This is a genomic window from Pantoea sp. VS1, from assembly GCF_002207995.1.
In the GTDB taxonomy this organism is placed as follows: domain Bacteria; phylum Pseudomonadota; class Gammaproteobacteria; order Enterobacterales; family Enterobacteriaceae; genus Pantoea; species Pantoea dispersa.
The window spans coordinates 39,079-52,925 of sequence record NZ_NHZE01000063.1; the positions used below are offsets into that span (position 1 = coordinate 39,079).

Annotated in this window: 13 protein-coding genes and 1 other annotated feature; of the genes, 4 read left to right on the forward strand and 9 right to left on the reverse strand. The window is 57.4% G+C overall.

Annotated features, from left to right (window positions below; translation table 11 throughout):
- Nucleotides 1-128: 128 nt before the first annotated feature.
- A complete protein-coding gene (gene satP, locus CBW22_RS22290) occupies nt 129-689 on the forward strand; it encodes an acetate uptake transporter (protein ID WP_088517901.1) in 561 nt (186 codons plus the stop codon).
- 42 nt (nt 690-731) lie between these two features.
- Here the strand turns inward: satP and CBW22_RS22295 are convergent, their stop codons facing one another.
- From CBW22_RS22295 to tal, 3 genes are all read right to left on the reverse strand, one after another.
- The gene (locus CBW22_RS22295; protein ID WP_058757129.1) at nt 732-2,042 is read right to left on the reverse strand and encodes an MFS transporter; all 1,311 of its coding nucleotides are present in this window, start codon (nt 2,040-2,042) and stop codon (nt 732-734) included.
- A gap of 113 nt (nt 2,043-2,155) precedes the next feature.
- Nucleotides 2,156-2,743: a molybdopterin adenylyltransferase gene (gene mog, locus CBW22_RS22300; RefSeq protein ID WP_021508659.1), complete on the reverse strand. Its 588-nt coding sequence runs from the start codon at nt 2,741-2,743 to the stop codon at nt 2,156-2,158.
- A gap of 124 nt (nt 2,744-2,867) precedes the next feature.
- A complete protein-coding gene (gene tal / locus CBW22_RS22305; protein WP_058757131.1) occupies nt 2,868-3,821 on the reverse strand; it encodes a transaldolase in 954 nt (317 codons plus the stop codon).
- A 212-nt stretch (nt 3,822-4,033) separates the two neighbouring features.
- Here tal and yaaA point away from each other — a divergent pair, with 212 nt between their 5' ends.
- Nucleotides 4,034-4,807 (forward strand): peroxide stress protein YaaA, encoded by a 774-nt coding sequence (gene yaaA, locus CBW22_RS22310; protein ID WP_058776217.1) that lies wholly within the window; start codon nt 4,034-4,036, stop codon nt 4,805-4,807.
- A 119-nt stretch (nt 4,808-4,926) separates the two neighbouring features.
- Here yaaA and thrC read toward each other — a convergent pair whose 3' ends face one another.
- The 5 genes from thrC to CBW22_RS22335 form a co-directional block, all read right to left on the reverse strand.
- Nucleotides 4,927-6,210, reverse strand: coding sequence for a threonine synthase (gene thrC / locus CBW22_RS22315; RefSeq protein WP_088517902.1), 1,284 nt, complete (start codon nt 6,208-6,210; stop codon nt 4,927-4,929).
- Between the two features lie 3 nt (nt 6,211-6,213).
- On the reverse strand, nt 6,214-7,143 hold the full coding sequence (gene thrB / locus CBW22_RS22320; RefSeq protein WP_058757229.1) for a homoserine kinase: 930 nt from the start codon (nt 7,141-7,143) through the stop codon (nt 6,214-6,216).
- Nucleotides 7,144-7,145: 2 nt separating this feature from the next.
- On the reverse strand, nt 7,146-9,608 hold the full coding sequence (gene thrA, locus CBW22_RS22325) for a bifunctional aspartate kinase/homoserine dehydrogenase I (RefSeq protein WP_021508654.1): 2,463 nt from the start codon (nt 9,606-9,608) through the stop codon (nt 7,146-7,148).
- A gap of 26 nt (nt 9,609-9,634) precedes the next feature.
- Nucleotides 9,635-9,758 (reverse strand) — a sequence feature (Thr leader region).
- Nucleotides 9,694-9,765: a thr operon leader peptide gene (gene thrL / locus CBW22_RS26555; RefSeq protein ID WP_128601299.1), complete on the reverse strand. Its 72-nt coding sequence runs from the start codon at nt 9,763-9,765 to the stop codon at nt 9,694-9,696. It overlaps the preceding feature by 65 nt.
- Before the next feature lie 171 nt (nt 9,766-9,936).
- Nucleotides 9,937-10,656: a tRNA/rRNA methyltransferase gene (locus CBW22_RS22335; protein ID WP_031279901.1), complete on the reverse strand. Its 720-nt coding sequence runs from the start codon at nt 10,654-10,656 to the stop codon at nt 9,937-9,939.
- Between the two features lie 609 nt (nt 10,657-11,265).
- Between CBW22_RS22335 and arcA the strand changes: the two genes are divergently transcribed.
- Entirely contained in the window at nt 11,266-11,982 is a 717-nt protein-coding gene (gene arcA, locus CBW22_RS22340; RefSeq protein WP_021508652.1) for a two-component system response regulator ArcA, read from the forward strand.
- 50 nt (nt 11,983-12,032) lie between these two features.
- On the opposite strand, the gene creA is transcribed toward arcA, so the two are convergent.
- On the reverse strand, nt 12,033-12,506 hold the full coding sequence (creA, locus tag CBW22_RS22345) for a protein CreA (RefSeq protein WP_022548913.1): 474 nt from the start codon (nt 12,504-12,506) through the stop codon (nt 12,033-12,035).
- A gap of 193 nt (nt 12,507-12,699) precedes the next feature.
- Here creA and robA point away from each other — a divergent pair, with 193 nt between their 5' ends.
- Nucleotides 12,700-13,575 carry an MDR efflux pump AcrAB transcriptional activator RobA gene (gene robA / locus CBW22_RS22350; protein WP_021508651.1) on the forward strand — a complete coding sequence of 292 codons (876 nt, stop codon included), beginning with the start codon at nt 12,700-12,702 and terminating at the stop codon, nt 13,573-13,575.
- Nucleotides 13,576-13,847 lie beyond the last annotated feature (272 nt).

Genomic DNA, 13,847 nt, shown 5'->3' on the forward strand with positions numbered 1-13,847 from the left:
TTAGATTCTCTTACCGCGTGAGATCAAAGTGCGGCAAAAGCCACCTGATTATGATGCAGCGCCCCGCGCCCCACCGCTGTTGGCGCGGGCGTTAAACCAATAAACAATAACGCTGCTGCTGAGGAATTATGGGCAACACCACGCTGGCGAATCCCGCCCCACTGGGCCTGATGGGTTTTGGTATGACCACCATCCTGCTCAACTTACACAACACCGGTCTGTTTGAAATGGATGTGATTATCCTGGCGATGGGCCTCTTTTATGGCGGCATCGCGCAAATCCTTGCCGGGCTGCTGGAGTATAAAAAAGGCAACACCTTCGGCCTGACCGCCTTTACCTCCTACGGCAGCTTCTGGCTGACGCTGGTGGCGATTCTGCTGCTGCCAAAAATGGGACTGGCCGCGGCCGCCGATGGCCATTTCCTCGGCGCTTATCTGGCACTGTGGGGCCTCTTTACGCTGTTTCTGTTCTTTGGCACGCTGCGGGCCGCAAAAATGCTGCAGTTTGTGTTTGCCAGCCTGACGCTGCTGTTTGCGCTGCTGGCTATCGGTCATCTACTGGATCACGCGGCGCTGCTGCGCATCGCCGGCTGGGTGGGCATCGTCTGTGGTGCCAGCGCCTTTTATCTGGCGATGGGCGAAGTGCTGAACGAGAAGTTTGGACGCAGCGTGTTGCCGATTGGCGAGTAATCAACGGCGCGCGGAGCCGCCATGCCGCTCCGCGCGCTGTCATTACGATGAATGCAGCGAGACATCCAGCTGCGCATTAGCCTGGCGGCTGTCATGCCATAACCACAGCGCCACCAGCATGCCGATCAGCGCCAGCGCCAGCACGTACCAGGCCGGCGCCATCGGCGTCAGCGACATCATCAGCGTCACGCTGATCGGCGTCAGGCCGCCAAAGATGGCGTACGACACGTTGTAAGAGAAGGAAATGCCGGTGAAGCGCACCGCCGCCGGAAACGCCCGCACCATAACAAACGGCACCACGCCGACCACGCCCACGCTCAGTCCCGCCAGACCGTACCAGATGAACAGCATCTGCGGCGTGCCACCAAGCTGCTGGAAAAAGCTCCAGCTGCACAGCGCCAGCAGCAGCGAACCGATCAGCAAGGTGCGCGCCGCACCGTAGCGATCGACAATCCAGCCCGCCAGCACGCAGCCGATCAGCAGCATCACGGTCGCGAAACTGTTGGCCTGCAGACTGAGCGCCGCCGGCACGCCATGCTGTTTCTGCATCAGCGTCGGCGCCATCAGAATCACCACCACAATACAGGCTGATAATAGCCAGGTAAGCAGCATCGACACCGCAATGCCGCGCTTATGGCTGGCGAGGATGGTCTGTAGCGGCAGCTTTTCCGCCAGCGCTTTGCGCTGCTGCATCTGACGAAATACCGGGGTTTCATGCAGCCAGCGACGCAGATACATCGCCAGCAGGCCAAACAGGCCGCCGAGGAAGAAAGGAATGCGCCAGCCGTGATCGCGTATCGCCGCCGGCGAGAGCGAAGTATTCAGCACCGTCGCCACCAGCGAACCGAGCAGAATGCCGGCGGTTAAGCCTGCAGTCAGCGTGCCGCAGGCAAAACCGATACGCTTCTCCGGCACATGCTCCGCAACAAACACCCACGCGCCCGGCACCTCGCCGCCAATGGCCGCGCCCTGCAATACGCGCATCAGCAGCATCAGTAACGGTGCGGCAATGCCAATGCTGGCGTAGGTGGGCAGCGCGCCCATCGCCAGCGTCGGCAGCGCCATCAGCAGAATACTCAGGCTGAACATCTTCTTGCGCCCGACTTTGTCGCCAAAGTGCGCCATGATGATGCCACCCAGCGGACGCGCCAGATAACCGGCGGCGAAGATGGCAAAGGTCTGCACCTGACGCAGCCATTCCGGGATGTCTGGCGGAAAGAACAGCTCGCCAATCACCGCAGCGAAGAAGACGAAGATGATAAAATCGTAGAATTCCAGCGCCCCGCCCAGGGCAGCCAGCGCCAGGGTTTTGTAGTCCTGGCGGTTGAGTCGACGCGTTGTCAGCGAATCCATAAGAGTGCGGTATCCAGAGGCTATATCAGTATAGTTGTAAAGCTGAGGTTACTATACCGTCAATATTTTGCCACACCAGTCACTCTGCATTTTATGCCTGAAAACGGCAATTTTCAGACGTTTGTCTCACGTCGTGCGCTTTTCGGGCGAAAAGCTGCTACCACCTCCGGGTGGGTTTCGACGTAAGGCCCTTCCAGCAGCTGTAAACAATAGGGTACAGCCGCGAAAATCCCTGGCACTTTCACCGTGCCGTCATCCGCTTTCAACCCTTCCAGCGTCTCTTTAATCGATTTCGGCTGTCCCGGCAGGTTGAGGATGAGCGACTGCTTGCGGATCACGCCCACCTGGCGTGACAGAATCGCGGTCGGCACAAACTGCAGGCTGATCTGCCGCATCTGCTCGCCAAAGCCGGGCATCTCGCGGTCGGCTACCGCTAAGGTCGCATCCGGCGTGACGTCGCGCCGGGCCGGACCGGTACCGCCGGTGGTCAGCACCAGGTGGCAAAAACGTTCGTCGACCAGCTCGCAAATCGCCTGCTCAATCATCGGCTGTTCATCCGGCACCAGGCGGGTGTCAATCTCAAACGGTGTCGCCAGCGCAGCGCTAAGCCAGCTTTCCAGCGCCGGAATGCCCTGATCCTGATAGATGCCGTTAGCGGCCCGATCGGACACGGAAATTAAGCCAATACGTAAAGTATCCATAGAGTTATCGCTGTGTTGACCGCGGGGCGGTGAGAAAAAGGGGAATGGCAGAAAGGATAATACAAAGCATCAGCGAGGGAAACGCGAAAACCGTGGCGACCGGCAGCCGCCACGGCACATCACCTTACAGCAGTTCGGCGATCATCTTCTCAAGTTTGCCCTGGTCGATGGCAAAGTTGCGGATACCTTCGGCCAGTTTGGTCACCGCCATTGGATCCTGGTTGTGCTGCCACAGGAATTCCGCTTCGGTCATTTTAGCCGGACGCGCTTTCACTTCGCCGCTGTAGCTCAGTTTACGCTCTACGCTGCCTTCGCTCTCGGCCAGCTCTTTCAGCAGGCCCGGAGAGATAGTCAGGCGGTCGCAACCGGCCAGCTCAATGATTTCGCCGACGTTACGGAAGCTGGCGCCCATCACCACGGTTTCATAGCCGTGCTGCTTGTAGTAGTTGTAGATCTCAGACACGGATACCACGCCTGGATCTTCATGCGCTGCGTACTCTTTCTTGTCGGTGTTCTGCTTGTACCAGTCGAGGATACGGCCAACAAATGGCGAAATCAGGAACACGCCCGCTTCGGCACAGGCACGCGCCTGGGCGAAGGAGAACAGCAGCGTCAGGTTACAGTTGATGCCTTCTTTCTCCAGCTGCTCCGCCGCGCGGATGCCCTGCCAGGTTGAGGCCAGTTTGATCAGGATACGATCGTTGCTGATGCCGGCATCGTTGTACAGCTTGATCAGGCTGCGTGCTTTCGCGATGCTCGCTTCGGTGTCGTAAGAGAGCCGCGCGTCAACTTCAGTAGAGATACGTCCCGGGATCAGTTTGAGAATTTCCAGACCAATGTTGACGGCCAGCTTGTCTGAAACCAGCGCCAGCTGCTCTTCTTTGTTGCTGCTCTGCTGACGTGCCCAGCTAATGGCTTCGTCAATCAGTTTGCGGTATTCAGGGATTTGCGCAGCGTTGAGGATCAAAGAAGGGTTAGTGGTGGCATCCTGCGGTTGGTAGAGTTTCATTGCCGCGATATCACCGGTGTCGGCGACCACAGTAGTCAGCTGACGCAAGGAAGTAAGTTTGTCCGTCATGGTTCTCTTTTCTCTTAAGTTGACTGTCAGGGTGTAAAAGGCTGTTGCGATAATATCACGCAGGCTAAGCGGCGCAACATCGCCGCGTGCCCTTTACGATAGCGCTAACAAATGGGAGCGATTTGCCGATCCGTGCAGCTTTTTTGCTACACTCGTCGCGACATTTTTCCCATCTATCCCCTGAAAACAGCGGGTCAACGAGGACAGACACAATGCTGATGGTTATCTCGCCAGCCAAGACACTGGATTATGAAAGCCCGCTGGCAACCTCACGGTTTACCCAACCGGCGCTGTTAGAAAAATCACAGCAGCTGATTGACGTGGCGCGCGATCTTTCCCCGGCGCAAATCGCTTCGCTGATGGGCATCAGCGACAAACTGGCGCACCTCAACGCCGACCGTTTCAGCCAGTGGCAGCCGCCCTTCTCACCCGATAATGCGCGGCAGGCGATTCTGGCCTTCAAAGGTGATGTTTATACCGGTTTGCAGGCTGAGAGCTTCAGCGAGGCCGACTTTGATTTTGCCCAAAAACACCTGCGCATGCTTTCGGGGCTGTACGGCCTGCTGCGCCCGCTGGATTTGATGCAGCCGTACCGTTTAGAGATGGGCATCAAACTGGCGAATCCGGCCGGCAAAGATCTCTACAGCTTCTGGGGCGACCTGCTGACGCAAAAGCTCAACGACGCGCTGGCGGAACAGGGCGATGACGTGCTGATCAACCTCGCCTCCGATGAGTATTTCAAAGCCATCAAGCCGAAGCAGCTGAATGCCGAGCTGGTTAAGCCGGTGTTCCTCGATGAGAAAAACGGTAAGTTCAAGGTGATCAGTTTCTACGCCAAGAAGGCGCGTGGCCTGATGAGCCGTTATGTGATTGAGAAGCGCCTGACGAAACCGACGCAGCTGAAGAAGTTTGATGTTGACGGTTATTTCTTTGATGCGGCGGAGAGTAAGGGTAACGAGCTGGTATTTAAGCGCCGCGAGCAATAACGCCAGCTTCACCTGAATCGTAGCGGCGCAAATCATTGCGCGTCTGTTAAAAACCCGCGCGTTAAATCGCGCCGCCAGAAAAATGCATAACGGGCCGAAGTGACCGGCCCGTTGGGTATTTACTTCAGCAAAAACGCCCGCAGCGCGGTGAAATCCGCCTTCATGGCATGCGACAGCAGCGGCAAATCGGCGCGCGCGGCCAGCGCTTCCGGCAGCGGCAGCGGCTGGCCGAGAATCTCTTCCACGCTCTCCTTAAACTTCGCCGGATGCGCGGTGCCGAGGAACAGGCCAAACTCCCCTTCCTGCAGCTGATCGCGCAGCAGACGATAGGCAATCGCCGCGTGCGGTTCTGACAGGTAACCCAGCTCTGCCAGCTCGCGCATAGTGGCTTTGGTGGTCTCATCCGACACCGCGCCGTAGGCCAGATCGGTCAGGCGCCAGGTTTTGCGGCGGAACAGCTCTTCCACACGCGGCCAGTTGTTAGGCTGGCTGACATCCATCGCGTTCGACAGCGTTGCCACGGTCGCGTTCGGCTGCCACTGACCGTCGGCAAGGAAGCGCGGCACAGTGTCGTTGGCGTTGGTCGCGGCGATAAAGCGCTTGATCGGCAGACCGAGCGATTTCGCCAGCAGACCGGCCGTGAGATCGCCAAAGTTACCGCTTGGCACCGACACCACCAGCTGATTACGTTTCTCCTGCGGCAGTTGCGCCACCGCCTCGAAGTAATAGCAAATCTGTGCCAGCAGGCGGCTGATATTGATGGAGTTTGCCGAGTTCAGGCCGATGGCTTTCTTCAGCTCTTCGTCATCAAACGCCTGCTTAACCAGCGCCTGGCAGGCATCGAAGTCGCCGTCGATCGCGATAGTTTCAATGTTGCCGCCCAGCGTACAGAACAGCTTCTCCTGCAGCGGACTGATTTTGCCCTGCGGATACAGGATGACCACGCGCACGTTTTCCATGCCGTAGAATGCGTGCGCCACCGCTGCGCCGGTATCGCCGGAGGTCGCGGTCAGAATGGTGATCTGCTCATCCGCGCCAGACACGTACGACAGCATCTGCGCCATAAAGCGCCCGCCGAAATCTTTAAACGCCAGTGTCGGACCGTGGAACAGTTCCAGGCAGGCCACATCGTCGCTCACCTGGCTCACCGGTGCCGGGAAAGCAAAGGCGTTCTTCACGCGCTCGGCCAGCTGGTGCGCGGCAATTTCATCGCCGATGTAAGCAGAGAGAATCTTGCTGCTGCGGCTGACGAAATCCATCCCCAGCATCGCATCAATGTCGGTCAGCTCGAATTCCGGCAGTTCCAGCGGGAAAAACAGCCCCTGCTGCGAGCCGAGGCCCTGTTTCACGGCCTGCGCGAAGCTAACCTGCTCGTTATGATCCTTAAGATTGTAGAGTTTCATGCGTTATCCCAGTTTACGTGCGCCAGCCGTATCAAGACGGCAGATATGGACGAAGCCTTCCTCATTCTGCAGATAGTGCTGGCTCAGCCAGTCCGCCATCCGCTGTGCCGTTGCCATCTCGTTGCAAACGGCGAAAAGTGTCGGGCCAGAGCCCGAAATACCGCAGGCCAGCGCGCCAATGTCGCTGGCCGCCTGCCGCGCCTCAGCAAAGCCCGGCAGCAGTTTGGTGCGATACGGCTCGGCGATCACATCCTGCATCAGTTTAGCCGCCAGCAGCGGCTGACGGGTGTGGCAGGCGTGAATAAAGCCGGCCAGCAGACGACCATGTTTGATGGCATCCTGCTTGCGATACTGCGCCGGCAGGATGGCGCGTGCTTCCGCCGTGGAGACTTTGATGCCCGGATAAGCCATTACCCACAGCCAGTCATCAAAGCACGGCACCTCCTGGCTGATGATCCCGTTCTCTTCAATCATCAGCTGTACGCCGCCGAGGAAGCACGGCGCGACGTTGTCATAATGCACGCTGCCGGAGATGCGCCCTTCCAGCTCGCCCATCAGCGCCAGCAGCTCGGTGTCGTTAAGCGGCTGGCCGCAGAACTCATTCATCGCCATCAGGCCGGCCACTACCGAGCAGGCGCTGGAACCGAGGCCTGAACCAATCGGCATGTTTTTCTCCAGCGTCATCGCCACCGGAACGTCTTTACCAATCGCCTGGCAGAAACGCTGCCAGCACTGGTAAACGATGTTTTCCTGCGGTTCGGCGGGCAGTTTGCTGACAAAGCGCCCTTTATTCTGCAGGCTAAACTGGTCTGCCGCTTCGACCGACACGCAGTCGCCCAGCAGCGAGCCATCCACCGGCGAAACCGCCGCGCCCAGCACATCAAAGCCGACGCTGACGTTACCTATCGAGGCCGGTGCATAAATTTTTACCATCATTAAACTCCCAACTTCCACGTCAGCGTGCGCAGCAAATCGGCAAACACACCCGCCGCGGTGACATCATTCCCCGCGCCATATCCGCGCAGAACCAGCGGGATCGGCTGATAATAGCGGCTGTAAAACGCCAGTGCGTTCTCGCCGTTCTTCACTTTGTACAGCGGATCGTTGCCGTCCACCGCATCGATTTTAACTTTGCAGGCGCCGCCCTCTTCAATCGCGCCGACGAAGCGTAACACTTTACCCTCATCACGCGCTTTGGCAACGCGCGCGGCAAAGGCGTTGTCCAGCTCCGGCAGCCGCGCCATAAACTGATCGACGTCGGCGATGTCCGTCAGGCTGGCGGGCAGCAGCGGTTCGATGTCGATGTCGCTCAGCTCCAGCTGATGACCCGCCTCACGCGCCAGAATCAGCAGTTTACGCGCCACGTCAGTACCGGACAGATCGTCACGCGGGTCCGGCTCGGTAAAGCCCAGCTCGCGCGCCATGCGGGTGGCTTCGGACAGCGTCACGCCCTCATCCAGCTTGCCGAAGATAAACGACAGCGAGCCCGACAGGATGCCGGAGAACTTGATCAGCTCATCGCCGGCGTTCAGCAGGTTCTGCAGGTTTTCAATCACCGGCAGACCGGCACCGACGTTGGTGTCGTAAAGGAACTTACGGCGCGATTTCGCCGCCGCCGCACGCATCTGCTGGTAGTAATTCCACGACGAGGTATTGGCCTTTTTATTTGGCGTGACCACATGGAAACCTTCGGCGAGGAAGTCCGCGTACTGATCGGCCACCGCCTGGCTGGAGGTACAGTCGACGATCACCGGGTTGAGCAGATGGTACTCCTTCACCAGACGAATCAACCGGCCGAGGTTAAACGGCTCTTTGGCTTCCGCCAGCGCCGCCTTCCAGTTGCTGAGGTCGATGCCGTGCACGTTAGTCAGCAGCGCATGCGAATTGGCGATGCCGCACACGCGCAGATCGATATGCTTGCCCTTCAGCCACGCCTGCTGACGATGCAGCTGCTCAAGCAGCGCGCCACCGACACCGCCGACGCCCACCACAAACACTTCGATCACCTGATCGGTGGCGAACAGCATCTGATGCACCACGCGCACGCCGGTGGTGACGTCATCGTTGCTGACCACGACGGAGATGGAGCGCTCAGAGGAGCCCTGAGCAATCGCCACGATATTGATGTTGGCGCGTGCCAGCGCCGAGAAGAATTTAGCGGAGATGCCGCGCAGCGTGCGCATGCCGTCGCCCACCACCGAAATCACCGCCAGCTGCTCCAGCACGTCGAGCGGATCGAGCAGGCCATCTTTCAGTTCGAGGTAGAATTCCTCTTCCAGCACGCGACGCGCGCGCGCCTGCTCACTCTGCGGCACGCAGAAGCTGATGCTGTATTCGGAGGAGGATTGGGTAATCAGCACCACGGAAATGCCGGTGCGCGACATCGCGGCAAAGACGCGCGCCGCCATGCCCACCATCCCTTTCATGCCCGGACCGGAGACGTTAAACATCGCCATGTTATTCAGATTGGTGATGCCTTTTACCGGATTTTCATCCACTTCGCCTTCGCCGCCAATCAGAGTGCCTGGCGCCTGAGGATTGGCGGTATTTTTGATTAAGCACGGAATCTGGAACTGGGCAATCGGCGCGATGGTGCGCGGGTGCAGCACTTTGGCACCAAAGTAGGAGAGCTCCATCGCTTCCTGATAAGACATCGACTTCAGCAGACGCGCATCCGGTACCTGACGCGGATCGCAGGTGTAAACGCCATCGACATCGGTCCAGATTTCACAGCAGTCCGCGCGCAGACACGCCGCCAGCACGGCCGCCGAGTAGTCGGAGCCGTTGCGCCCCAGCACCACCAGCTCGCCCTTCTCGTTGCCGGCGGTGAAGCCCGCCATCAGGATCATGTGGTCGGTCGGGATCTGGCTGGCCGCGATACGCCGGGTGGATTCGGCGATATCCACGGTCGATTCAAGATAGTGGCCCACCGCCAGCAGTTTCTCGACCGGATCGATCACCGTCACTTTGTGGCCGCGCGCCTGCAGCAGCGCTTCCATGATGGCAATCGACAGCTTCTCACCGCGACAGATAATGGCGGCGTTCACGGCATCCGGGCACTGCCCCAGCAGGCTGATGCCGTGCAGCACCTGTTTCAGCTGCGCAAACTCCAGCTCAACGCGGGTTTTCAGGCCATCGTAATCGAAACCTGGCTGAGCGTCGGCCAGCCCCTGCAGCAGTTCGGCAAAAATGCGTTCGGCATCGCTGATATTCGGCAGCGCATCCTGGCCGCTGATGGTTTTCTCAATCATCGCTACCAGATGATTGGTGATTTTCGCTGGCGCAGAGAGCACGGTGGCAACCTGTCCCTGTTGCGCATTGCTTTCCAGAATGTCTGCCACGCGGAGAAAACGTTCCGCATTGGCTACCGAGGTTCCGCCGAATTTCAGCACTCGCATGATTGAAGCTCTCCTGAATTTTTGCCGAAAAAAAAGCCCGCACTGTTGAGGTGCGGGCTTCTTTCTTTTGTTTTTCCTGTATGCGTCAGCCCGCACCGTTACCTGTGGTAATGGTGGTGGTAATAATAATGGTGGTGTTCAGGCTGTGGTTACGCATTGAGATTTTTTCTGTCTGTCTTTGTCTTGTCCGTCTGCCTTCCAGAAGTAAAGCAAAGCGCACGTTAAGTCAACGAATTTGTCTTTGCACCCGAATGGTGCTGCTGCGCAGTGCTGCGCCGCAGACGCCGAAACGGATTGCGATCGTTCAGGCAGCGTTACAGACGCCCGATCACTCACTGTCCGGAGCCGGTTTTCCCGAGCAATTATCTATAAGTTTTTTTTCTACGTCGTGCAGCAAACGGTGCAGCATGGCGCTGTCGCGCTGCTCAAGCAGACCGATGCGCTGATCGATCCAGTCCGCCAGCTTGGCATCATTGCTGACCTCCAGCGTCACCAGCAGTTGATGAAAACGCTGGCGCAGCGCCTGCAGCTGCTGCGCGTTAGCCGCCTCAACCGGCGCGGCTGCCACCTGATGCAGCGCCGACAGCTGATAGCAGTACACCATCACCGCCTGGCCGAGATTCAGTGAAGGATAGTCCTGCGCCATCGGAATGCCGGTCAGCAGATCGACCTGTTCCAGCTCCTCATTAGTCAGCCCGCTGTCTTCACGGCCAAACACCAGCGCGATGCGATTCAGCCACTGACGCTTCTCCTGCAGGATGGTTTCGACCTGCGCCGGCGTGGCGTAATAGCGAAACTTCGCCCGGCTGCGGGCGGTAGTGGCCACGGAAAAATCGACATCCGCCAGCGCAGCGCTCAGCGTGTCATAGGTTTTCACGTGGTCAAGAATCTCACCGGCGCCGTGGGCCACACGCCGCGCGGCCGGATCCTGCCAGGCGTCACTGGCGACAATACGCAACTCGCTAAATCCCATGGTTTTCATGGCGCGGGCGGCCGCGCCGATATTCTCCGGGCGAGCGGGTGAGACAAGGATCAGGGGGAAATGCATGATTTTTCCATCGAACGGTTAATAACCCGACCTATGTTGGCATGCAGGCGACAAAATACCAACCGCACGGGCCTGAGAAAATAAGATGTTAAGGATGTTAAAACAGGGCAAAAATGCCGGGCAGGCGTAATTATGCGTAATAAGCAAAATTTATGCGCTAAACCCATATTAAAACATTATTTTTCATGCAATTGAAAAGTTATTACCTGCAGGTTTTACTTTTGCGCTGATGCAGCTGAAATGTAGCGAAAATGCTGCTTTTTGTGAGCTAAGCTGGCATTCCAGTAGAAGTTTTTCATAAAAGTGTTAACGTGCTACACTTGCATTTGATATAAGTCAACGAAGCGTTGTTTTTATGCTTATCGGTTGTTGTTGGTGCTGTTAGGTTGCTGTTAATACGGTTAGGATAAGCGCCAGTCCGATACCCACGGGGCACGCAAATATTCATCCTGACTGGCTGAGCTAACACTGAAGTTGACGTAGATGGATGGTGTATTCCGAAGATCATTTCGTACACCGGTTGCGAACGGCCCACTGTTCAGTGGAACAGTTATGGCAACCGCCGTACGCCCTGTTTTCGATTTGTTGGCAAATTTTAGGTAGCGAAACATGCAGACCCCGCACATTCTTATCGTTGAAGACGAACTGGTCACGCGTAACACCCTCAAAAGTATTTTTGAGGCCGAAGGTTACGTGGTCTATGAAGCCACCGACGGCGCCGAGATGCATCAGGTTTTGACCGATAACGACGTCAATCTGGTGATTATGGATATCAACCTGCCGGGCAAAAACGGTTTACTGCTGGCGCGTGAACTGCGCGAACAGGCTAACGTCGCCCTGATGTTCCTCACCGGCCGTGATAACGAAGTGGATAAAATCCTCGGTCTGGAGATCGGTGCCGACGACTACATCACCAAGCCGTTCAATCCGCGTGAGCTGACGATTCGTGCGCGCAACCTGCTGTCGCGTACCATGAATCTGGCGATGCCGAGCGAAGAGCGCCGTCAGGTCGAGAGCTATCGCTTCAACGGCTGGGAACTGGATATTAACAGCCGCTCGCTGATCAGCCCGAACGGCGATCAGTACAAGCTGCCGCGCAGTGAGTTCCGCGCCATGCTGCACTTCTGTGAAAATCCGGGCAAAATCCAGACGCGAGCTGACCTGCTGAAGAAGATGACCGGTCGCGAGCTGAAGCCGCATGACCGCACGGTGGATGTTACTATTCGCCGCATCCGCAAACACTTTGAGTCGACGCCGGATACGCCGGAAATCATCGCCACTATCCACGGCGAAGGCTACCGCTTCTGCGGCGAGCTGCAGGATTAAGCGTCCGTCGCGAAACAAAAAAACGCCCGTCAGGGCGTTTTTTTATCGGCTCAGTGCCACGGCATAATCGGCACCGCGCTCAGCGCATTTTTCGGTGAGCCATCGACCACTTTATCCGAATAGCTCAGATACACCAGCGCATGACGTTTCTGGTCAAAGAAGCGCACCACCTGCAGCTTTTTAAACACCAGCGAAGTGCGTTTGCGGAACACCACTTCACCCTGCGCCTTGCCCTGCGCGATTTTATCGCTAAGCTCTATCGGTCCCACCTGCTGACAGGAGATGGCCGCGTCGGAAGTATCTTCCGCCAGACCCAGTCCGCCCTTAATACCGCCGGTTTTTGCCCGGCTGATATAACAGGTTACATTTTTAACGTCGGGGTCGTCGAAGGCTTCCACCACGATCTTATGATCGGGGCCAAACATCTTGAATACGGTGTCAACGGAGCCGATCTCCTCGGCCAGCACGCTCTGACTCAACATAAATGTTGCCAGCGTGACTATAAGATTGCGAGCTATTGTCATTGAGTTACCATTGCAAACGGAATAGATGTGAATGTAATGTACTGTTAATCGAACCGAGAACCAAACCTAACGGGTTTCAACCCGCATTGATGTAGCACAGTTAACTGGCAAACCACCCCCGCGCCGTTGTGCAATTCGTGCTACTATTCGGTGACTTCATCGTTGCGCCACCAGAGAGTTATGAGGATGTTTTATGGACCAAGCCGGTATCATTCGCGATTTGCTTGTCTGGCTGGAAAGCCATCTGGATCAACCCCTTTCGCTCGATAACGTTGCGCTAAAAGCGGGCTATTCCAAGTGGCACCTGCAGCGAATGTTCAAGGAAGTTACTGGCCACGCCATCGGCGCGTATATCCGCGCCCGCCGGCTGTCCAAGGCCGCCGTCGCGCTGCGTCTCACCAGCCGGCCAATCCTCGACATTGCGCTGCAGTATCGCTTCGATTCGCAGCAAACCTTTACCCGCGCGTTTAAAAAGCAGTTTAATCAGACACCTGCGTGGTATCGCCGCTCGTCGGAGTGGAATTCGTACGGCATTCGCCCGCCGATTCGCCTCGATGATTACCCGATGCCGCAAGCGCAGTTCGTCACGCTGCCGGAAACGGTGCTGGTGGGGCAAACGCAAAGCTATACCTGCACGCTGGAGCAGATCTCCAGCTACCGCGACGAGATGCGCATCCACTTCTGGAAGCAGTTCCTGCTGGAAACCGATACCGTGCCGCCGGTGCTGTACGGCCTGCATCAGGTACGCGCCAGCCATGAGAAGGATGATGAGCAGGAGATTCTGTACACCACGGCGGTGCCGGCCGACCAGCAGGCGCTGAGCATGCAGTCAAACCAGAGCGTGATTCTGGAAGCCGGGGATTATGTGCAGTTCAGCTATCAGGGACCGCGCACTGCGCTGCAGGAGTTTATTCTGCTGCTGTACGGCACCTGTATGCCGACCCTCGGCCTGGTGCGCCGTCAGGGCCAGGATATTGAGCGCTTCTATACGCACGGTGGCAAGAAGCGCAGCGAGCCGCCAATGGAGATTCGCTGCGAATATCTGATTCCGATTCGTCCGCAGCAGTAACGGGCGTTGTCGATGGTCGCCATGAATGGCGACCCTACAGAAAATTCACCGTTTGTCGCCGATGCGTATTGAACGTGCTCCCGTAGGGTGCGCATTCAGGTACGACCGGGCACATGGGTAACAGATCAGACCGGGCACACAGGTAACACTTTTTGTGGTCAGTCGATCCGGATAATACGCTTTTCTGCCCGGTCATAATACGCAAGGATGAGCCTGTCGAAGAGGATGACGTCAATGCCGTCGTCCACTTCCAGGAACCGCACGTACTCGCC